We start from the raw sequence: 20022 nt of genomic DNA on the forward strand, positions 1-20022 counted from the left end.
TTTCTACATCTATAATATTTCATCTATAAATAAATTGGTTACTTTTTCTTTATCTGCTCCTTCTACTTCTATATAAATATTCAACTTAGAAACCCTCTGACTAATTATATATAGCTCTCCTGTAGCAATTATATTTTCATTATTATGGATTGCTATAAAAAAATTATTGTTTTTTACAACACTTTTATCCCTACAATATTTATTATATTCACCTATACCCCTTTGAACTTCAATATTATTAATATCTAACATGTTTGTCACCTCTTAAATAACTTCACCTTTAAGTACAGAATAATACTTACAATCTGCAAATTGACCTCTTGAATTTTTAATTATCTTTCTAAGTGTACCTTCATATTTAAACCCACACTTTTCCATAACTTTCCCTGAAGCTGGATTTTCTATATCATGTCTTCCTGTCACACGAATAAATCCTACTTCATTTAAAGCATACTTTAATACTACTTTAGATGCTTCTGTTGTTATGCCTTTATTCCAATAATCTTTCCTTATACAATACCCTATTTCACTATTTTCATTTTTATTGTCTACTCCTAAAAGTCCAATTGTTCCTATTATATTTTTATTAGCTTTAAACTCTATAATCCAATGATAATTTTCTATACTTTTATTTTCTTCCATCCATATTTTTATTAGCTTTTTAGTTTCTTCTATTGATTCATGTGGTGCCCATGTTACATATCTTGTAACATCAGTGTCTGTTGCCCATCCACTATACATTTTTTCCGCATCTTCTTCTTTAAATGGTCTTAATATTAACCTTTCAGTTTCTAAAACTATGGTTCCTTTATGATTTAGCATTTTAATCGTCTCCCTTTAATTTATATATGTAACTTTTTATAATTGGCATAGAAATTAACCTTAATATTATGCTAATTATCACTCCACTTATTAAAACAAAATCAGGTATTCCTATAGTTATTTTAAGCAGTAAGACACCAACTATTAATAAAAAACTCATATTCCTAAATTGTACATTTCCCATTATAAATACCCCCATCAATCATTATTTTAATATTCTATATTTATGTATTAAAAACCTTTATATTTACAAAAAAAGATTAAGAAATTATTTCTTAATCTTTTTTAGGCTTTGGTCCAAAGTATTGATAATAATCTACTTTTATTCTACCATTATATAATTTTCTCTTTTTAGAAGCTTTTTTCCCATAAAGCTTTTCAAAATTTTCATCTGAAGTTATTATATATTTTGACCATGTTCTTAGGTTTTTAAATTCTTTCCCCATATCTTTATATAATTCTTCTACTTCTTTTTTATCACCTAGTCTCTCACCATATGGAGGATTAGTTATGATTACTCCAAATTTATTTTTTATATTTATTGTAGAAAATCTTCTTACTTTAAAATCAATTGAATCATCTACTCCTGCCTTAAAAGCATTATCTTTTGCTATATCTATTGCTTTTTTATCCATATCTGATGCATATATTTTTAAGTCTCTATCGTGTTTTATGGACTTAAATGCTTCTATTCTTTCTTTTTTCCAAGAATCATTAGGAATTATATCCCAGTCTTCTGATGCAAATTTTCTATTTAATCCTGGAGCAATATTTCTTCCTATCATTGCTGCTTCTATTGGGATTGTACCTGAACCACAAAATGGATCTAATAATACTCTATCATGACTCCAGAAACTCAACTGCACAAGTGCTGCTGCAAGTGTTTCTTTAAGTGGTGCTTCCATAGCTTCTTTTCTATATCCTCTTTTATGAAGTCCAACTCCAGAAGTGTCTATTGTAAGTGTTGCTATATCTTTTAGAAGAGCTACTTGAACAGTATATTTAGCACCAGTTTCACTAAACCAATCTGTCCTATACTTTTCTTTCATCTTTTCCACTATTGCCTTTTTTACAATTGATTGACAATCAGGAACACTATACAATTTTGACTTTATTGATTTACCTGTTACCGTAAATTCTCCATCCTTACTTATTAAATCTCCCCATGGAAGTTTTTTAGTGTTTTCAAATAACTCTTCAAATGATAAAGCTTTAAATTCTCCTACTAATAATAAAACTCTATCAGCAGTTCTAAGCCATAAATTAGCTTTTGGAACATCTTCTAGCTTTGCAGAAAATATAACTTTACCATTTTCTACTTCTATATCTTTAAATCCTAAACTTTCTACTTCTCTTTTAACTATAGCTTCAAGCCCAAAAGTAGCTGTTGCTATTAATTTAATATTGTTCATCAAACCTCTCCTTCATATAACTAATTATATTTTATCAGAAAAACTATTTATTATCTATTATATCTAATTTTAAATTTTCTTAGCCAAAGCTAATTTTTTTGTGTTAAATATAATTAAAAGGGTATATTAATTAAGGAATGAAGTTTTTAAAAATTAAGGGAGGATGTTTAAATGAAAAGTTTAGGTAATTTATTACAAACAGGTGACTGGAAAGGTGAAAAACACGTACCAGTAATTCACATTGAAGATACTATTAATGCAGGTGAACTTACAGAGCTGAAAGTTTCTATTGGAGATGAAATTGCTCATCCAAATACTTTGGAACACCATATTAAGTGGTTTAAGATATTCTTCAAGCCAGAAGATGGAAAATTCCCAGTTGAAATTTATACAGCTAATTTTGATGCACATGGTGAATCTGATATATTTGATGAACCTCAAGTTGCAACATACTTTAAAACAAATAAATCAGGTACAATTCATGTAGTAAGTTATTGTAATATACATGGTTTATGGGAAAACAGCAAAGAAGTAAAAGTAAAATAATAAATTTAATTCTAAATGGACTCATATGAGTCCATTTTTTAATGCACAAATTGAATATTAAATAATATTATATATTATTCTTAAATATTTTAATTTTTATATTAATTATTTTAATTTTTATATTAATTATTTTAATTTTTATATTAATTATTTTAATATTAGTGTTGATTTTTTAAAATAATAGGTTATAATATAATTAAAGATAATAATTATTAGATAATTCTAAAATTTATAGTAAAGGAGAATTATATGAAAAAAGAAACTTTAGGTACATGTCCAGTTTGCGATAAAAAATTAAATATCACTCGACTTACATGTAATAGTTGTGGTACTACTATTGAAGGAGAATTTACTCAATGTAAATTTTGTAGATTAACTCCTAAGCAAAAAAACTTTATAGAAGTATTTATTAAAAACAGAGGTAATATTAAAGAAATAGAAAAAGAAATGGGTATATCTTATCCCACTGTAAGAAACAAATTAGAAAATGTCATCAGAGATTTAGGATATAAACCTCAAATAACTGGACAAATTAGTAAAACAGAAATATTAAAAAAATTATCTGATGGTGAAATAACAGCAGAACAAGCATTAAATATGATCAATGAATAATTTATTTTAGGAGGTATTCTTGTGAATGAAGAGAAAATGATGATTCTTAGAATGTTAAAAGAAGGTAAGATTTCTGAAGAAGAAGCTGCTAAACTTTTAGATGCAATTGAAAATAAAAATGAAACTAACAATAATTCAAAATCAAATTTTAAATCTAAACACAATAAAGATTGGGAAAAAGAATTTGAAGAAAAAATAAACAAACTAGAAAGTAGCTTTAATAAATTTGGTGAAAAATTTGAAGAAAAATTTGAGAAATTTGGAAAGGATTTTTCTGAAGGTACAGGGTCCTTTGCTGATAAAATAATGTCAACTTTTAATTCATTTATGGATAAAGATAATCTATATAATATATTAGGACGATATGAAATAAAAGAAGAAAATATACAATTAGAAATTAATGATATAGAAAGTCCAGTATTAGATATTAGAAGTATAAATGGAGATATAAATATAAATCCATGGAGTAAAAATTATATTTATGTAGAAGCTACTTGTTATTTGAAAAAAAATAAAATATCAACAGAAAATAAAATTATGAGTTTAAATAAATCAGATAATAATATAATATTAAAACCTTTATTTGATTCAGATATAGCAGTAAAATTAGATATATCATTACCTCATATGAAATATGAAAATATAAAAATAAACACTACTAATGGTAAAATAGATATATTAGATTTATACTCTAAAAACATTTCTGCATTTACTAAAAATGCTTCTATAAGTTTATCTGACATAAACTGTGATTATTCCGTTGATTTATCAACTAAAAATTCTCCTATTTATTTACACGACACAAAATGTAATAAGGCAACTTTATCTACAAAAAATGCTAAAGTTATAGTAAATGATGGAGAAATTAATACATTGAATATAAATACTTCAAACTCTTATATAAGAATTGAAGATTCTAAACTTATAAATGTAATAAGCAAAACATCTAATGGTAAAATTCATTTAAATAATATAGACACAGATTCCATAAAAACAATTAGATTTATCACTTCAAATGCAGGGATATACATTAATTTAGATAAATTTGAAAATCCCTATAAAATAGATGCAAATACCACTAATTCTAATATAGACTTGAATCTATCTAATATAGTCTATGATTACAATAATAAAAACCAAAATATAAAAGCTCACAAAGAAGGTTCTATTGACAATCAAGTGATATTTGACTTAAATACTACTAATGGTAAAATAAACATAAATTAAAAAATAGATTGATTCATAACTAATTAAATTAGTTATGAATCAGTCTATTTTTTTATTTCCTCTTTACTATTTGAAGTGCAAATAAATCCTGCAATTTATCATTTATATATGTATAACTATCTTCTATAGCTGTATTGTATATATCCGGAGCTAATTCTTCTATAAAAAAATCCAATACTAACTCAGCAGCTAAATCCCCTAAATCATCTCCTCTTTCTTTTAAAAAGTAATCTTTGATTTTTCCTATCATTATTAACTTTTTATCTTTATTAATTTTTATTTTTTTATCCACTTAAAACATCTCCCTTATTAATATTATATTATAAAAATTTGAATATGTATTGACATTTTAGGCTATTATATATATTATATATTAAAATAGAGATATAAGCATTGATGGAAATAGTAGCTTTTTTAAGGGAAATAAGAGACAGATTGGTTGGTGAAAAATCTGCCCAAAAATTAAGTGAATTACGATTCTTAAGCTTCTATAGGAAACTATAGCGACTTCTACATGATACGTAGTATAATGAGGCATCTATAGATGTAAATTAAGGTGGTACCACGAGTTTTCTCGTCCTTTAGGATTTGAGAGGACTTTTTTTATTGCTTAAAATGAATTTTATAAGGAGGTTTTAAAATGAGTAATATATATGATATTTTAGTAGAACGTGGATTTATAGAACAAGCTACACATGAAGATGAAATAAGAGAATTATTAGACAAGGAATCTGTTACTTTTTACGTAGGATTTGATCCTACAGGAGATAGTCTTCATGTAGGTCACTTTGTTCAAGTTATGGTAATGATGCACATGCAAAAAGCAGGACATAAACCTATTGCACTAGTAGGTGGTGGAACTGCAAAAATAGGTGATCCATCAGGAAGATCAGATATAAGAAAGATGCTTACAGAAGAACAACTTGATAAAAACGTACGTGGTCTTACAAACCAATTGTCTAAATACTTAGATTTAGACGGACAAAAGGGATTTGCTGCAAATAATAAAGATTGGTTAGATAATTTAAAATATATTGAATTTATTAGAGATATTGGTAAACATTTTTCAGTAAATAGAATGCTTACAGCTGAATGTTTTAAATCAAGGCTTGAAAAAGGATTATCTTTTTTAGAGTTTAATTACATGCTTATGCAATCTTATGACTTTTTAGAATTAAATAAAAGATATGGTTGTAAACTTGAAATGGGCGGAAATGACCAATGGTCAAATATTATAGCTGGAGTAGATTTAGTAAGAAGAAAAGAACAAAAACAAGTTTATGGACTTACTTTTAAACTTCTCACTACTAGTGAAGGTAAAAAAATGGGTAAAACTGAATCAGGAGCAGTGTGGGTTGATCCTGATAAGACATCACCGTTTGAATTATACCAATATTTAAGAAATATAGATGATGCTGATGTAGAAAACACTTTAGCTATGCTTACATTCTTACCTATGGAAGAAGTAAGAAGACTTGGTAATCTTGAAGGTGCAGAAATAAATAAAGCAAAAGAAATACTAGCTTTTGAATTTACAAAAATAGTTCATGGAGAAGAAGAAGCTATGAAAGCTCAAAAAGCAGCTAAAGCATTATTCTCTGGTGGAAATGATATGGCAAATATTCCATCTACAGAAATGGAAAAGGCTAAGTTTAATGATGGAATAGGACTTCTTGCTCTTATGACAGATTTAGGACTTACCTCTTCAAATGGTGAAGCAAGACGTCTTGTTAAACAAGGTGGAGTTTCTGTTAATGATGAAAAAATAACTGATTTTAAAAAAGAAATTACACTTGATGATTTTGTAGATAATAAATTATTAATTAAAAAAGGTAAGAAAAAATATCATCAAGTTATAGTAAAATAAAGAAAATGTAGGCTTAAGCCTACATTTTTTTTATTTTAGTTTTATATCTACTTTTTTATCGGGAAAATCAATATATTCTTGGCTATGAATCACTAAATACTCGGGAATTATATATTTCTTTTTATATAATTCAGGGATTCCAGCTTCTTCAAAGTCATTTTTTCTTATAATGAATTTTTGTTCTTCTGCGTAGACATATTCCTTATTATTCTCAAATCCTTTTAATTTATCTTCACTTTCATCTGTATTAATATTTTCAACTTCATATTTTGTATATTCACCTCTCAAAAGATAATCACCACTATGCATATAAGGTCTATCATATTCTTCATTCTCTAAATTATTTGATTTTCTAAAAGTTATATTTGATTTTAAATATTTCCTATCCTTACTATTATCTTCTTCTATTATTATTTCTGTTTTTTCTTCTCCTATATCTATACTTTTAACTGTTAATTCACTATTATTATACTCTATTTTTTCAGGTAAATTACCCCAATCTATATCATAATACCTTTCTCCTCTAGTAGAATATCTTTTTGTATCTATATTTAAAGTAACTTCTTTTGGATCTTTTAAATATAAAGGATATAGATGATATTTTCTATTAGTATATCCTTCATCATCTGCTGTGTAATCTGAATATTTATCGTAACTTATAGGTGAATTAGCAAATCTTTCTCCCTTATATTCCATGGAAAAATCAATTGAATCTAAGTTATATCTTACTTTTTCATTTTCTACCTTAAATCTATAATCTATTTGAGTGGTTGTTGGTGCTATAACTACTTTATCAATTATCACTTCATTTCCATCTAAATTTATTTCCTTCCCTACTTCATAAATCTTTGAAGGAATTTTTTCTCCTTCTATTTCTAATGTCCAGTTTCCTTCTACATATTTAATATCTTCTTCACTTTCATTTATCATAGTTTCTAGTGTATCTATATTTAGTGTGAATTTTCCTTTGTCTTTGGTCATAGTATTAGTATTTACTAATATGTTTAGCTTATTTTTATCTTCAGTATAAATATTTGTGATATTCACGAATGGAGATGTATCTTCATAAAAATTTTCTATATCCCCTTCTACTATTACAGGCCAAGGAACGTGAGTAGGATTTTTAAATATAGCATTATATGATGGTGTTAACCTTCTATCTTCATTTAAATTTTCTATTTCTAATAGTACCAAAGTATTTATTTCATCTGCTATTATTCCTTTTGCTGTTATCTTTACACCATTGTCTTCTGTGCTTATATCTAATTTTTGTCCGACACCATTTTCTATTAATTCTTCCCATGCATTAGTTTGTATTTTACTACTATCTTTCCACCAATCTAAGAAACCTAATTTCTCAGCTGCAAATACTGTAGCTACTAAAAATATTGAAAGAAATATTGCTATAAGTCCAGTTCTCCTAACACTTCTTATTTTATTCTTTTTTATATTTTTATTTAAATTTAATTCTTTATTAGTATTTATTTTTTGGCTATTAGTTTTTAAATAACCTATTGTTTCTTTTAAATTTTCATATTCTAACTTACATTCTTCACAAATTTCTAAATGTTTTTTTACTTCCTCATTGTCTTGAGTTTCTCCATGTATATAGTCAACAATATTTTGTTTGCATTTTTCACAATCCATAATTACACCTCCTGCATTAATTTTCTAAGTTCTTTTAACCCTCTATATATTCTAGATTTTACAGTACCTATAGGAACATCTAATATTTCACTTATTTCTTCTTGAGTGTATTCTGAAATATATTTAAGAACTATAACTTCTTTAAATTTATCTTGTAATTTATTAATTTCTTCATAAAGATTATAATTATCTTCATGATATTTCTCATAACTTATTTTTTCCTTTAAGATTTCTTTTTTTCTCTTTCTAAGTTTCATTTTACATTCATTTATAAGGATTCTTATAAACCAAGTTTCAAAGTATTTTTTCTTATGTAACTTTTTTATATTTTCGTATACTTTTATTATTGTATCTTGAAATACATCTTCTACATCTTCATGATTATATAAATAAGACCAAGCAATTTTATATAATTTCTCTTTTCTATTTTCTATCCATTCATTTAAAACTACCAATTTACCTTTTTTTATGTTTTTTATTAACACTTTAATTTCTAACTCATTGATATCAATCACCTCTTTCTGTATCTCTTTTCTTTATAATTAGATGTACTTATAGTCAAAAAAGTTCCGTTAAAATAAATTAACGGAACTTTTTTATTCTTTATCTTTTATAAATATTTCTAATCCTCCAAATTTTGAAGAGAAAGCGTTATATAAAACTCCACCTATAGCCATTGTAACACCATATATTATTACAACTGCTATAGGCATAGCAAGATATAGCATTCCAAAAACAATAGCTGCTCTTTCTCCTGAAATTAAACCTACAATAAAAGCCAATACCCCTACTATAATCATTAAAGCTATTGGTATAATTGAAAAATATAATGTAACTTTAACCAAACTCGAAATCCCTAATTCTCTTATTTCTACCTTTTTCACAGTTTTATCTCCTTATTTAATTTATTTTATATCTTCCCAACTTACATATTTATTTAATATATCTACAAATTCTTCTAAATAATTACCATCTTGTTTATCAAATCTATTAGTTATAGGACTATCTATATCCAATACTCCTATTAACTCTCCTTCATTTATTATAGGTAATACTATTTCTGAACGTGAAGCTGAATCACATGCAATATGCCCCTCAAACTTGTTTACATCTTCTACTATTTGTACTTGTCTTGTTGCTGCTGCTGTACCACAGACCCCTTTACCTATGTCTATATGTGTACATGCAGGCTTTCCCCAAAAAGGTCCTAATACTAATTCACCTTTTTTATATAAATAAAATCCTGCCCAATTTATATCATCCAATAGCAAACCTAAAAGTGCTGAACTATTAGATAAATTAGCAAGCCAATCTGATTCTTCACAAATAAGACCTGTTAATTTTAAGTTTAAATATCCATAAAATTTCTTTTTATCTTTTGTATCTATCTTTTTTATTTTTTGCATATTACCACCCCTTAAATATATTAATATTATTATATAATTTTTTTAACATATTTTTCAATCAATACTTGACTTTTAAAAGAAATGTAGTTAGAATACTAATAGTAAGAAATCTAACTATTAGTATTACTAATTAAATTGAGGTGAAATTTTGAAAGATAAAGAATTAAGTTCTATAAATGAAAATTTATTAGAGTTCACAGCATTATTTCATAGTAAAGTTGGTAAAATATTTAGAACTACTGATTATAAAAACTATCATTGTAATAAAAATCAAAATAGAACTATTATGATTTTAGGTAGACATAAATATCTATCTCCTTCTACATTAGGTAAATACTTAGGTATGAGAAAAGGAAGTTTAACTACTCTTATTGATTCCTTAATAGAAAAAGATTTAGTATCAAGAGAGATAGATTCTAATGATAGAAGAAGATACTTATTATCCTTGACTCAAAAAGGGGAAAATTACATGCAATATCAAAAATCTCTATTTGATGATGCGATGAAAGTATTATTTCAAAATTTAAACGAAGAAGAAACTAAAGAGTTTTCTAAAAGTATAAAGAATATAGTTGAATTAATGACAAAGATGTGAGGTGTAGTATGTGGATAGACAAAAATTATTAGGTAGTGCCCCAATAGGAAAGTTATTACTTAAATTTTCTATACCAGCTATAGTTGGTATGATGGTAAATGCACTATATAATACAATTGATAGAATTTATGTGGGACGTAAAGTTGGTGAATTAGGTATAGCAGGTATAACTATAGGATTCCCTATAATGCTTATAATAATGGCATTTAGTATGCTTATAGGAATTGGTGCTACTTCCCTAATCTCTATAAAGCTTGGTGAAAATAAAAAAGAAGAAGCTGAAAAAATATTAGGTAATGGAATGTTTTTGCTTGTAATAGTAGCTGTTATTATTTCAGCTTTAGGACTTATATTTTTAAATCCACTATTAAAATTGTTTGGTGCAAGTAGCTCAGTACTTCCTTATTCTCGTGATTATCTTCAAATAATATTAGCTGGAGCAATTTTTCAAACTGTAGGATTTGGAATGAATAACTTTATAAGAGCTGAAGGTAATCCTAAAACTGCTATGCTCACTATGTTAATAGGGGCAGCATTAAATATTATTATTGACCCTATATTTATATTCGTATTAGATATGGGAATACGTGGTGCAGCTCTTGCAACAATAATATCTCAAGCTGCTTCTGCTATATGGGTATTATCTTATTTCTTTGGAGGAAAAAGTTCATTAAATATCCATAGAGATAATTTCAAATTACAATTACCTGTAGTAAAAAATATTGTTGCAATAGGTTCTGCACCATTTCTAATGCAAATAGCTTCATCTGCTATAAATGCTATACTAAATAACAACCTTCAAACTTATGGTGGAGATACAGCTATTGCTTCATTTGGTATTATAAATAGTATTACCATGTTTATACTTATGCCTATATTTGGTATAAATCAAGGTGCTCAACCTATTATCGGATATAATTATGGAGCAAAGCAATTTGATAGAGTAAAAAAGACTTTAAAACTTGCAGTAATAGGTGCAACTTTCATTACTGTCACAGGATATGTTATAACTAGAGCATTCCCTAAGGAATTAATTTCTTTCTTTGGTGGAAATAATCAAAACTTAATTGAGATGGCTACAAACGGAATAGAAATATTCCTATTTATGCTACCAATAATAGGTTTCCAAATAGTATGTTCAAACTACTTCCAAGCAGTAGGAAAGCCTAAACATGCAATGTTTCTAAGTTTATCAAGACAGGTGGTTTTCTTAATTCCTGCTATAATATTATTACCAAAAGTATTTGGTTTACAAGGAATTTGGATGGCAGCACCAATATCTGATATACTAGCATCATTAGTTACAGGAATATGGATCACATTAGAAATGAAAAAGCTAAATGAAAATACAAACATATCAAGTTTTAAACCTGTTATAGAAGAAAAATAATATAATTTAAAGCCCATATCTTTTGAATTATCAAGTATGGGCTTATTTTATTTAACTTTTAACTTGATGTCTTCTGAAACTAATATATATAAATATAGTAGATAGTATTCCTAAGATAATCATAATGACTATAGCAGCATAGGGATAGAGTATTGGTCGTTCAAATATGTTTAGGGTATAAAACCCATTAAATAAATCATATGCTTTCGATACACCCACATAACTCAAGTTCTCTAATGTTTCTATCCAATGTTTTGAGCCATAACTAGAATAACCCTTTGGATAAGGAAGATATATCTTTATAAGTACAGGCAATATATACACCATTCCTCCTATAAAAAATGGTATAAGTAAAGATTTACTTATGGATGACAATGCTAAAACTAATAAGCTAAAGGATAATATACCAACAAAATTAAATAATATCTGAATTAATAAGAATTCAATTGTTGTAAAATCATATGGAGAATATGCTATAGGAGAAAAACTCTGTATTGGAATATCCCATACATTATTACCATATAAAATTAAAATAGTTATAAAATTAACTATAAAAACTATTATACAAATACATACTATAAAGATAAATGCAGATATTATTTTTGATGTTATAACCTTGCTTTTTCCATTTTTACTGCTAAGAATTAATCTATCCATCCTTGTACTATATTCTTCAGTAAATACACTAGATAAACCTAATAAAGAAATAGCACCCAAAGCCAAGAACCCTACACCATCAAAATACCCTAAAATTCCACCCCAAAATGACTCATCATATATCTCAGGCTTTGATATATCTTTGAGCATATTATATTCTAATTTAGATTGTTTATGCTTATAGTCATTTAAAACATTGTTTTCTATACTATTATATAATTCATTTATTCGTTCTTCTTTTCTTTTCTGTATCCCTGCAACCATTGAAACATGTTCATACACTCCATCTAACGCGCGATCCCTTGTACTTAACACCTCTAAAAAGGATTTTCCATTTCGAGAACCCTCCATAGCTTTCTTCTCAATTTTTTTATGACCTTCTTGAGCTAATTTTAATTTTTCCTCAGTAAGTTTCCCTTCAAATCTGTTAAATTCTTTTTCTGCAATATTTTTATACTCTTTTTGAGTTTCATAATCATAGAAAGTACCAAATCCATAAATCAAAATAAAAAATAATAATCCAATAAGTAAACTTCTCTTACTAATTATCTTATATAACTCAAATTTAACTAAATTTATCACTCTTCCACCTCCTTATCAAAATAATATAGATACATATCTTCCAATCGTGGTTCTGCTTCTATAGCCTTTAGAAAAGGCTTTTTATCAGATATTATTCTAAGTTGTACACCATTTTTTCTAACTACATTACTTATTTTATAATCATTCTTTATATTTCTAAACCTTTCTTCTGTCGTAGTCCCTTTCCATACTTTTCCTTTCATGTTTTCTAATATATTATCTGGAGAATCTATCCCCAACAATTTTCCTTCTTTTATTAAAATTACTTCTTTAGCTATATATTCTATATCTGAAACTATATGAGTAGACAATAAAACTATCCTATCTTTGGATATTTCTGATATTAAATTTCTGAATCGTATTCTTTCCTTTGGATCAAGACCTGCTGTAGGTTCATCTAATATCAATATTTTAGGATCATTGATCAAGGCTTGAGCTATTCCTATTCTCTGCTTCATTCCACCAGAGAATTTTCCAATTTTTCTTTTAGAATGTTCTTTAAGATTAACTAATTCTAACAATTCATCAACTTTCTTTAATGCTTTATATTGATCTATGCCCTTTAAAGCTGCTATATACATCATAAATTTATGAGCAGTAAAGCTTTTATAAAATCCAAAGCTTTGAGGTAGATATCCTAATATATCTCTATAGTCATCCCCCATTGTAGATATATCTCTATCGTTTAATAAAATTCTACCTTTAGTTGGCCTTAATAGATCTGCCAATACTCTCATTAATGTAGTTTTGCCTGATCCATTAGGTCCTAAAAAGCCATATACTCCTTTATCTAGTTTAACAGTAAACTTTTCTACTGCAATTTTATCTTTATACTTCATTGTTATATTATCAATAATTAATTTCAAATAATCCTCTCTCCTTATTTATTATATTTTTATCTATAAATATTTTTATCTGAATTAAACTTATACTAATTCCAAGTATTGATATACCTACATATGCACTTATATTTACTAAAAGAAGCCTCTCTAAAAGTAATGGAGTATTAATAATCATAATTACTAAACTTATCCATAATGATACTATTATAGTCATAGTATAGCTGCTCTTAATTTTCATAGCTAGCCATAGGGATATTCCAGAGATAAATGTAAAGGGAGTGAACCACATTATAGTTAATCTCAAGAAATTAAAATTACTTATAGAATATAATAACAATGTAAAAATTGTGTTTAGAATAATATTATAAAATCCAATTATAGTTAATTTGGATAGAAGTATTTCTCCATAGGATATTTTACAGCTCATTTCTATTTCCATCATACCTCTATCTCTACCTTTAAATATTTCTACTATTCCAAATGTAAAAGGTAAGGGAGATAATGTTATAGTTATAAGATATGGATTCATATTTCGATTAAAATACATCCAAATAACTCCTATGACAAACAATAAACTACTTATTACCCAAAAGAATTTATTAATAAATGATATTTCTAACATTCCTTTTCTTATTAAATAATAAAATCTATCTATAAAATGATATTCTTTCTTTTTATCCGGTACATATTTTCGTAATTTATTTATAGATTTATCTATCTCTTTCTCACTAGGTAATTCAACAGTATAGCTATTCATCATAGACCACAAATTATCTAATTCTTCTTCTGTTATATCTTTATATGTTTCAAAATCTTCTTTTTCTCTTTTCAATATCTTCACCTCCTAATAGATTTTTCTTTAATTTACATGTACCTTGCCTTAACCTTGATTTAACTGTTGATTCTTTGCTCTCTGTTATATCTGCTATTTCTTTTAACTTCATGTCATGATAATACCTTAATATTAGAACATCTTTTTGATAATCAGGTAGTCTTAAAATTTCTTTTTTAACTAAGTTTCTTTCTATCTTTTTCTTTAATAAATCCCATACTTTATCGTTGTTTTCTGACATCCTATCTTCTAGTTGAGTTTCCCTTGTTCTATTCTTAAATGTTTTACTTTTGTAATAATCATTACAATGATTAACAGCTATCTTTAATATCCAATTATTAAACTTTCCCCTTCCTTCATATTTATTTATTGATTTCATCATCTTTATAAAGACTTCTTGTGTTAAATCATAGGAAATATGATAGTCCCCAATTTTACGATAAATATAAGAAAATATACTTTTATAATATTTCTTTACTAGCACCTCCATTGCAGCTTGAGACCCCTTATTTATTTCCTCAATAAGTTCTTCATCAGTAGGCATGATATCACCCCTTTTCTCTTTAAAAACATTTCCATATATAATAACGATATAACTATAAAAAAAGTTTTAAAATTTAATAATTTTTTATAAAAAAATTCCCAAACTCCTTTAAAAGAAGTCAGGGACTAATATTAAAATTTTATTCTTTTATAATATCTACAAAATTCTTTGTCATTCTTGCTGTCATACCCCAAATAACATAATCTCTATATCTATAAAAAAATACTGGATAAATTCCTGTTCTCCAATCATAGGCTTTTCCATTATTTATTAAATGATAAGGAAAATCATCTCCTATCTGGGGTGAGATACCCATATTATATCTTTCAGGTTCGTTTTCTAGAAAAAACTTCAATGGAACAGTAAAAATACTTTCTACTTCAGATTTACTATAATTTATATCTTCAAAATTTATATCCTCTATAATTCCAACATAGGGATATAATGATATATTAAAAGGCATTACTATATAGTCAATAGAGTTTATAATATTTATATTCTTTCTTTTAATATTTAATTCTTCCATTGTTTCTCTTATTGCTGCATCCTTAAAAGTTTCTCCTTTTTCTACTCTACCACCTGGAAATGATATTTCTCCTGGTTGAGTATTAAGTTTTTTAGACCTAACTTCATATAATATGTGTAATTCATCTTTTACATATATTAGCGGTACTAATATAGCAAAATCTCTATCTATTCCTAAAGGTTTGGGGATTCTATTTGCAACTTTATTTATTATTTGATCTAATTTCATAAATTTATCACCTATTATCTAAACATTGGAAATACATATCTTACTAAAAAGTATAAAAACCCAAAAAATATAATTATATATGCTGCATATTTTATAAAAGTAGATTGAACTTTACTAGAGTCATGCTTTTTTTCAACTTCTTTTTTCTTGACTTCTTCATCAGCCATAGTAATTCCTCCTTATATAAATGCTATGTTTAATATATACCACTTCTGTTTTATATTAAGCACTTAAGATTCAAAATATTGCTAAATTTTTATGTTATTTATTTTATTATAGAAAATATTGGGTATAAAGTATCTAGTCAAATAAATCATGGAGGTGTAAATATTGTCTTTTAGCTTAAAAAACAATTTCATGCAACAAAAAATGATGCGTAAAGTTATTTATTCCTTAATACCAATAATTTTAGCGTCAATCTATTTTTTTGGATGGAGGTCATTATTATTAATGACTTGGATTACAATCTGGGGTTGTGCTACAGAATACATATTTGAAAAGAAATATGGCAAAGGAAAAGTATCTGAAGCTGTAATTGTAACATCTATTCTTTTCACATTAACTCTCCCACCTAGTACTCCTTATTGGGTAGGAACCTTAGGAATTATATTTGGTGTAATTTTTGGTAAAGCTGTATTTGGTGGTTTTGGTAAAAATGTTTTTAATCCTGCATTAGTTGCAAGAGCCTTTGTATATGTATCATTCCCACAACCACTTACTATTGAATGGTCAAATGTATCAAACTCATTTTTAGGTGGCTTTACTCGTTATATGACTAGCTCAGTAGATGCTATAGCTACTGCTACACCTATGCTAAATTTTAGAGAAACTGGAGAACTATCTAACTACATAGATTTATTCCTAGGGAATGTATCTGGCTCTTTAGGAGAAACAAGTGCACTTTTAATAATACTTGCTGGAATTTATCTAATCTATACAAAAACAGCCTCATGGCAAACTATGGCAGCCGTAATTTCAGGTTTTGTAGGTTTAAGTTTGATACTAAGACTTATAGGATTTACATCTGTACCAAATCCACTATTTGGAGTTATGAGCGGTGGGTTATTATTTGGTGCAGTATTTATGGCAACTGATCCTATCTCTTCTGCTAAAACTAAAGAAGGAAAATGGATTTATGGAATTTTAATTGGTGCTATCACAGTAATTATAAGAGGATATGCTTTATTTGCAGGAGGTATAATGTTTGCAATACTTATAGGAAATACTTTTGCCCCTATAATTGATGAAGGAGTAAAATATTATAAAAAGAGTAAAAAAGCTAAGAGAAAGAAGGTTACAGCATGAAAAATATAAAAAAATCATTTAGTTATCCTATTATTTTTATGATATTAGTAACTGCTTTTTTCACACTTGTATTATCATTATTAAACTATACAACTAAAGATGTTATAGCACAAAATGCACAAATAGACGAATGGAAAACGCTTTTATATGTGTTTGATATAGATTATCCAAATGATAATGATAAAAAAATAGAGAAATTATATAGGGAACATTTAAAACCTATTAAGGTTAATGATCTAACTATTTATGAGGCAGAAAAAGATGGTAAGAAATTAGGATATGCCTTTCCTGTAGAAGGTAACGGTCTTTGGGGTACTATTAAGGGATATGCTGCTGTAGATGAGAATATAAATACTCTTTTAGGAGTTGATTTTGTATCACACAGCGAAACTCCTGGTCTTGGCGGCAGAATTGATGAAATGTGGTTTAAAAATCAATTTAGGAATATAGATTTAGATAGAGATAATAAAAATTATCTTGAATATAGACCTGCAGCAGATGGAAATGTAGATGCCATTACAGGAGCAACTCTCACTTCTAAATCAGTAAAAAACTTATTAAATCAGGACATAGAAGAATTTAAAGACCTAATGAAAGGAGAAGATCTAAATGGCAAATAAAAAAGTAAAAAAAATATTTACTTTAGGATTATGGCAAGATAATCCTATATATAGACAAATATTAGGGATTTGTTCTGCACTTGCTGTTACAAACTTAATGCTTAATTCTCTTGTTATGGGAATAGGTTTAATATTTGTTACTTCTTTTTCAGAGCTTACTGTATCAATACTTAGAAATTATACTCCTAAACATATAAGAATGATGGTCCAAGTACTTATTATATCTTCTTTTGTAATAATAGTTGATATTGTTTTGAAAGCCTATTATCCTTCTATGAGTAAAGCTTTAGGTCCTTATGTAGGTCTTATTATAACAAATTGTATTATAATGGGACGTTGTGAATCATATGCTCAAAATAACAAACCACTTTATTCATTTTTAGATGGTATTGCATCTGGTTCAGGTTATGCAATTATACTTTTAATTATAGCTTTTTTCAGAGAGTTATTAGGATTTGGTTCTATATTTGGAATACAAGTATTAGGAGAATGGTTTACTAAATGGACTATTATGGTTATGGCTCCTGGTGCATTCTTTATGCTTGGCATAGTTATATGGATAGCAAGATCACTGCTACCTAGTGAAGAAGAAGATTCATTAAAAGGGGAGGCTGTTAGCTAATGGAAGGTTTAAATCCGTTTGTAGTATTTTTTGCATCAATATTTACTAATAACATGATACTTACCAACTTCTTAGGTATGTGTTCATTTATTGCAGTATCTGGAGAAATTAAAACATCTTTAGGACTTGGTCAAGCAGTTACTTTTGTACTTACTTTTACTACAGTTCTAAATTATATGATTTATCATTATGTACTAGTTCCATTAGGACTAGAATACTTAAGGTTCATAATATTCATTATAAGTATTGCTGCATTTGTACAATTAGTTGAAATGATTGTTGAAAGATACCTTCCAAATTTATATTATGCCCTTGGAATATTCTTACCTTTGATTACAGTTAACTGTGCAATACTTGGTGTTTCACTATTTATGGTTATTAGAGATTATAATTTAATAGTTTCTCTGTTGTTTGGTTTAGGTTCAGGACTAGGTTGGATGCTTGCAATAGTAGCACTGGCTGGAATTAGAAAAAGACTTAAATATGCAAAAGTACCTAAGGGACTAGAAGGACCTGGAATAACTATAATAATAACAGGTTTGATGGCCCTTGCTTTTGTTGGTTTTTCAGGAATAGTACAGATTCAATAAAGGAGTGATTAGATGGGAACGATTGTTATTACAGTTGGTGCTATATCTGGAATTACAGGTGTTTTGGCATTTCTTTTAACGCTTGCTAAAAATACTATAGGTAATTATGGAGAAGTTATTATTAATATAAATGATGATGAAGATTATGTAGTAGATGGTGGAGATACCCTTCTATCATCTCTTATAAGTCAAAAAATATTTATACCTTCTGCCTGTGGTGGTAAAGGTAGTTGCGGTTATTGTAAGGTAAAGATAACAGAAGGAGGAGGACCTGTATTACCTACTGAACTAGGTTATCTAACTCCTGAAGACATGAAAGAAAATGTACGATTATCTTGCCAAGTAAAAGTAAAAGAAAATATAAAAATTGAAATACCTGAAGAATTATTTAATGTAAGAGAATATGAAGGTAAAGTATCACAAATAATAGATTTAACTCCTACAATAAAGCATTTAACCTTCGATATAAAAGAAGGTAGTATTGATTTTAAACCAGGACAATATGTACAGCTAAGAGCTCCACAATATAAAGGAAGTGATGAAGAAGTATATAGAGCTTATTCAATAGCATCATCTCCAATGCTTAAAAATAAATTGGAACTTATAATAGGCTATGTCCCAGAAGGAATTGCTACAACTTATGTCCATCATCATTTAAATGAAAATAATGAAGTATTATTTAATGGTCCATATGGAGATTTTTATTATCAAGATACTGATAGAGAAATGGTAATGGTAGCAATAGGTACAGGTATGGCTCCAATATTATCAATTTTATATCATATGGTTGAAAATAACATAGATAGAAAAGCTACATTCTATTTTGGAGCAAGATATATGGAAGATTTATTTTTTGTTGAAGAGTTAAAAGAAATAGAACAAAAATTGCCTAATTTTAAATTTGTTCCAACACTTTCAAGAGCTAAAAAGAAAGATGGATGGACCGGTGATATAGGTAGAGTAACTGATGCTATAGATAAATATATGGAAAATGGAGAAAATAAAGAAGCTTACCTTTGTGGTAGCCCTAGAATGATAGATTCTACTGTTGAAAAGTTAAAAGAAAAAGGAATTCCTGAAAACTTAATATTCTATGATAAATTTGAATAAATTTTAACCCCCTTAATTATAAAGGGGGTTTCCTTCTTAT

The 20022-nt window shown here is 27.1% G+C and carries 26 protein-coding genes and 1 other annotated feature; of the genes, 11 read left to right on the plus strand and 15 right to left on the minus strand.

What is annotated here, in order from left to right; all coding sequences use genetic code 11:
- Positions 1-9: 9 nt before the first annotated feature.
- The 4 genes from E0D94_RS13875 to E0D94_RS13890 form a co-directional block, all read right to left on the minus strand.
- Positions 10-252 (minus strand): hypothetical protein, encoded by a 243-nt coding sequence (locus tag E0D94_RS13875; protein ID WP_130808127.1) that lies wholly within the window; start codon positions 250-252, stop codon positions 10-12.
- Positions 253-264: 12 nt separating this feature from the next.
- Positions 265-822, minus strand: a complete 558-nt coding sequence (locus tag E0D94_RS13880; RefSeq protein WP_130808128.1) for a GNAT family N-acetyltransferase — start codon at positions 820-822, stop codon at positions 265-267.
- A gap of 1 nt (position 823) precedes the next feature.
- Positions 824-1006, minus strand: a complete 183-nt coding sequence (locus tag E0D94_RS13885; RefSeq protein WP_130808129.1) for a hypothetical protein — start codon at positions 1004-1006, stop codon at positions 824-826.
- 91 nt (positions 1007-1097) lie between these two features.
- Complete coding sequence (locus E0D94_RS13890; protein WP_130808130.1) at positions 1098-2234, minus strand: THUMP domain-containing class I SAM-dependent RNA methyltransferase; 1137 nt, start codon at positions 2232-2234, stop codon at positions 1098-1100.
- A 171-nt stretch (positions 2235-2405) separates the two neighbouring features.
- Here E0D94_RS13890 and E0D94_RS13895 point away from each other — a divergent pair, with 171 nt between their 5' ends.
- The 3 genes from E0D94_RS13895 to E0D94_RS13905 all read left to right on the plus strand — a co-directional run bounded on the left by E0D94_RS13895 (position 2406) and on the right by E0D94_RS13905 (position 4619).
- Entirely contained in the window at positions 2406-2780 is a 375-nt protein-coding gene (locus E0D94_RS13895) for a class II SORL domain-containing protein (RefSeq protein ID WP_130808131.1), read from the plus strand.
- Between the two features lie 249 nt (positions 2781-3029).
- The gene (locus tag E0D94_RS13900) at positions 3030-3392 is read left to right on the plus strand and encodes a DUF2089 domain-containing protein (RefSeq protein ID WP_130808132.1); all 363 of its coding nucleotides are present in this window, start codon (positions 3030-3032) and stop codon (positions 3390-3392) included.
- Positions 3393-3413: 21 nt separating this feature from the next.
- Complete coding sequence (locus E0D94_RS13905; protein ID WP_130808133.1) at positions 3414-4619, plus strand: SHOCT-like domain-containing protein; 1206 nt, start codon at positions 3414-3416, stop codon at positions 4617-4619.
- Positions 4620-4671: 52 nt separating this feature from the next.
- On the opposite strand, the gene E0D94_RS13910 is transcribed toward E0D94_RS13905, so the two are convergent.
- Complete coding sequence (locus E0D94_RS13910) at positions 4672-4911, minus strand: DUF2164 domain-containing protein (protein ID WP_130808134.1); 240 nt, start codon at positions 4909-4911, stop codon at positions 4672-4674.
- 92 nt (positions 4912-5003) lie between these two features.
- Positions 5004-5204 (plus strand) — a binding site (T-box leader).
- 55 nt (positions 5205-5259) lie between these two features.
- Between E0D94_RS13910 and tyrS the strand changes: the two genes are divergently transcribed.
- On the plus strand, positions 5260-6486 hold the full coding sequence (gene tyrS / locus E0D94_RS13915) for a tyrosine--tRNA ligase (protein ID WP_130808135.1): 1227 nt from the start codon (positions 5260-5262) through the stop codon (positions 6484-6486).
- Between the two features lie 30 nt (positions 6487-6516).
- On the opposite strand, the gene E0D94_RS13920 is transcribed toward tyrS, so the two are convergent.
- The 4 genes from E0D94_RS13920 to E0D94_RS13935 form a co-directional block, all read right to left on the minus strand.
- Complete coding sequence (locus tag E0D94_RS13920; protein ID WP_130808136.1) at positions 6517-8133, minus strand: DUF4179 domain-containing protein; 1617 nt, start codon at positions 8131-8133, stop codon at positions 6517-6519.
- A 2-nt stretch (positions 8134-8135) separates the two neighbouring features.
- Positions 8136-8648, minus strand: a complete 513-nt coding sequence (locus tag E0D94_RS13925; RefSeq protein WP_165442980.1) for an RNA polymerase sigma factor — start codon at positions 8646-8648, stop codon at positions 8136-8138.
- A gap of 81 nt (positions 8649-8729) precedes the next feature.
- Complete coding sequence (locus E0D94_RS13930; RefSeq protein WP_130808138.1) at positions 8730-9017, minus strand: hypothetical protein; 288 nt, start codon at positions 9015-9017, stop codon at positions 8730-8732.
- A 21-nt stretch (positions 9018-9038) separates the two neighbouring features.
- Positions 9039-9539 (minus strand): GAF domain-containing protein, encoded by a 501-nt coding sequence (locus tag E0D94_RS13935; RefSeq protein ID WP_130808139.1) that lies wholly within the window; start codon positions 9537-9539, stop codon positions 9039-9041.
- A gap of 148 nt (positions 9540-9687) precedes the next feature.
- Between E0D94_RS13935 and E0D94_RS13940 the strand changes: the two genes are divergently transcribed.
- Both E0D94_RS13940 and E0D94_RS13945 read left to right on the plus strand, forming a co-directional pair.
- Entirely contained in the window at positions 9688-10134 is a 447-nt protein-coding gene (locus tag E0D94_RS13940; RefSeq protein WP_130808140.1) for a MarR family winged helix-turn-helix transcriptional regulator, read from the plus strand.
- A 10-nt stretch (positions 10135-10144) separates the two neighbouring features.
- Positions 10145-11524 (plus strand): MATE family efflux transporter, encoded by a 1380-nt coding sequence (locus E0D94_RS13945; protein ID WP_207289803.1) that lies wholly within the window; start codon positions 10145-10147, stop codon positions 11522-11524.
- Positions 11525-11575: 51 nt separating this feature from the next.
- Here the strand turns inward: E0D94_RS13945 and E0D94_RS13950 are convergent, their stop codons facing one another.
- From E0D94_RS13950 to E0D94_RS14930, 6 genes are all read right to left on the minus strand, one after another.
- Positions 11576-12763, minus strand: coding sequence for an ABC transporter permease subunit (locus tag E0D94_RS13950; protein ID WP_130808141.1), 1188 nt, complete (start codon positions 12761-12763; stop codon positions 11576-11578).
- Positions 12760-13629 (minus strand): ABC transporter ATP-binding protein, encoded by an 870-nt coding sequence (locus E0D94_RS13955; RefSeq protein ID WP_130808142.1) that lies wholly within the window; start codon positions 13627-13629, stop codon positions 12760-12762. The genes E0D94_RS13950 and E0D94_RS13955 overlap by 4 nt, the downstream gene beginning before the upstream one ends.
- A complete protein-coding gene (locus E0D94_RS13960) occupies positions 13613-14437 on the minus strand; it encodes a hypothetical protein (RefSeq protein ID WP_130808143.1) in 825 nt (274 codons plus the stop codon). The genes E0D94_RS13955 and E0D94_RS13960 overlap by 17 nt, the downstream gene beginning before the upstream one ends.
- Positions 14412-14981 carry an RNA polymerase sigma factor gene (locus tag E0D94_RS13965; protein ID WP_130808144.1) on the minus strand — a complete coding sequence of 190 codons (570 nt, stop codon included), beginning with the start codon at positions 14979-14981 and terminating at the stop codon, positions 14412-14414. The genes E0D94_RS13960 and E0D94_RS13965 overlap by 26 nt, the downstream gene beginning before the upstream one ends.
- A 139-nt stretch (positions 14982-15120) precedes the next feature.
- Positions 15121-15735: an NUDIX hydrolase gene (locus E0D94_RS13970; protein WP_130808145.1), complete on the minus strand. Its 615-nt coding sequence runs from the start codon at positions 15733-15735 to the stop codon at positions 15121-15123.
- Between the two features lie 14 nt (positions 15736-15749).
- The gene (locus tag E0D94_RS14930) at positions 15750-15902 is read right to left on the minus strand and encodes a hypothetical protein (RefSeq protein WP_165442981.1); all 153 of its coding nucleotides are present in this window, start codon (positions 15900-15902) and stop codon (positions 15750-15752) included.
- Positions 15903-16065: 163 nt separating this feature from the next.
- Between E0D94_RS14930 and E0D94_RS13975 the strand changes: the two genes are divergently transcribed.
- The 5 genes from E0D94_RS13975 to E0D94_RS13995 are packed head-to-tail and all read left to right on the plus strand — an operon-like array spanning position 16066 to position 19982.
- On the plus strand, positions 16066-17040 hold the full coding sequence (locus E0D94_RS13975; protein ID WP_207289806.1) for an RnfABCDGE type electron transport complex subunit D: 975 nt from the start codon (positions 16066-16068) through the stop codon (positions 17038-17040).
- Positions 17037-17660, plus strand: a complete 624-nt coding sequence (locus E0D94_RS13980; protein WP_130808147.1) for an RnfABCDGE type electron transport complex subunit G — start codon at positions 17037-17039, stop codon at positions 17658-17660. Before E0D94_RS13975 ends, E0D94_RS13980 begins: the two co-directional genes overlap by 4 nt.
- On the plus strand, positions 17650-18282 hold the full coding sequence (locus tag E0D94_RS13985) for an NADH:ubiquinone reductase (Na(+)-transporting) subunit D (RefSeq protein ID WP_130808148.1): 633 nt from the start codon (positions 17650-17652) through the stop codon (positions 18280-18282). Before E0D94_RS13980 ends, E0D94_RS13985 begins: the two co-directional genes overlap by 11 nt.
- Positions 18282-18872, plus strand: coding sequence for an Rnf-Nqr domain containing protein (locus tag E0D94_RS13990; protein WP_130808149.1), 591 nt, complete (start codon positions 18282-18284; stop codon positions 18870-18872). Before E0D94_RS13985 ends, E0D94_RS13990 begins: the two co-directional genes overlap by 1 nt.
- A 12-nt stretch (positions 18873-18884) precedes the next feature.
- Positions 18885-19982: an NADH:ubiquinone reductase (Na(+)-transporting) subunit F gene (locus E0D94_RS13995; protein WP_130808150.1), complete on the plus strand. Its 1098-nt coding sequence runs from the start codon at positions 18885-18887 to the stop codon at positions 19980-19982.
- Positions 19983-20022 lie beyond the last annotated feature (40 nt).

It is taken from the genome of Senegalia massiliensis (assembly GCF_900626135.1).
Taxonomy (GTDB): Bacteria; Bacillota; Clostridia; order Tissierellales; family SIT17; genus Anaeromonas; species Anaeromonas massiliensis.

Excerpts from the sequence above, each read along its gene's own strand:
- E0D94_RS13875 (WP_130808127.1), bottom strand. The coding sequence starts at position 252 with ATGTTAGATATTAATAATATTGAAGTTCAAAGGGGTATAGGTGAATAT.
- E0D94_RS13880 (WP_130808128.1), bottom strand. The coding sequence starts at position 822 with ATGCTAAATCATAAAGGAACCATAGTTTTAGAAACTGAAAGGTTAATA.
- E0D94_RS13885 (WP_130808129.1), bottom strand. The coding sequence starts at position 1,006 with ATGGGAAATGTACAATTTAGGAATATGAGTTTTTTATTAATAGTTGGT.
- E0D94_RS13890 (WP_130808130.1), bottom strand. The coding sequence starts at position 2,234 with ATGAACAATATTAAATTAATAGCAACAGCTACTTTTGGGCTTGAAGCT.
- E0D94_RS13895 (WP_130808131.1), top strand. The coding sequence starts at position 2,406 with ATGAAAAGTTTAGGTAATTTATTACAAACAGGTGACTGGAAAGGTGAA.
- E0D94_RS13900 (WP_130808132.1), top strand. The coding sequence starts at position 3,030 with ATGAAAAAAGAAACTTTAGGTACATGTCCAGTTTGCGATAAAAAATTA.
- tyrS (WP_130808135.1), top strand. The coding sequence starts at position 5,260 with ATGAGTAATATATATGATATTTTAGTAGAACGTGGATTTATAGAACAA.
- E0D94_RS13920 (WP_130808136.1), bottom strand. The coding sequence starts at position 8,133 with ATGGATTGTGAAAAATGCAAACAAAATATTGTTGACTATATACATGGA.
- E0D94_RS13935 (WP_130808139.1), bottom strand. The coding sequence starts at position 9,539 with ATGCAAAAAATAAAAAAGATAGATACAAAAGATAAAAAGAAATTTTAT.
- E0D94_RS13965 (WP_130808144.1), bottom strand. The coding sequence starts at position 14,981 with ATGCCTACTGATGAAGAACTTATTGAGGAAATAAATAAGGGGTCTCAA.
- E0D94_RS13970 (WP_130808145.1), bottom strand. The coding sequence starts at position 15,735 with ATGAAATTAGATCAAATAATAAATAAAGTTGCAAATAGAATCCCCAAA.
- E0D94_RS14930 (WP_165442981.1), bottom strand. The coding sequence starts at position 15,902 with ATGGCTGATGAAGAAGTCAAGAAAAAAGAAGTTGAAAAAAAGCATGAC.
- E0D94_RS13980 (WP_130808147.1), top strand. The coding sequence starts at position 17,037 with ATGAAAAATATAAAAAAATCATTTAGTTATCCTATTATTTTTATGATA.
- E0D94_RS13985 (WP_130808148.1), top strand. The coding sequence starts at position 17,650 with ATGGCAAATAAAAAAGTAAAAAAAATATTTACTTTAGGATTATGGCAA.
- E0D94_RS13990 (WP_130808149.1), top strand. The coding sequence starts at position 18,282 with ATGGAAGGTTTAAATCCGTTTGTAGTATTTTTTGCATCAATATTTACT.
- E0D94_RS13995 (WP_130808150.1), top strand. The coding sequence starts at position 18,885 with ATGGGAACGATTGTTATTACAGTTGGTGCTATATCTGGAATTACAGGT.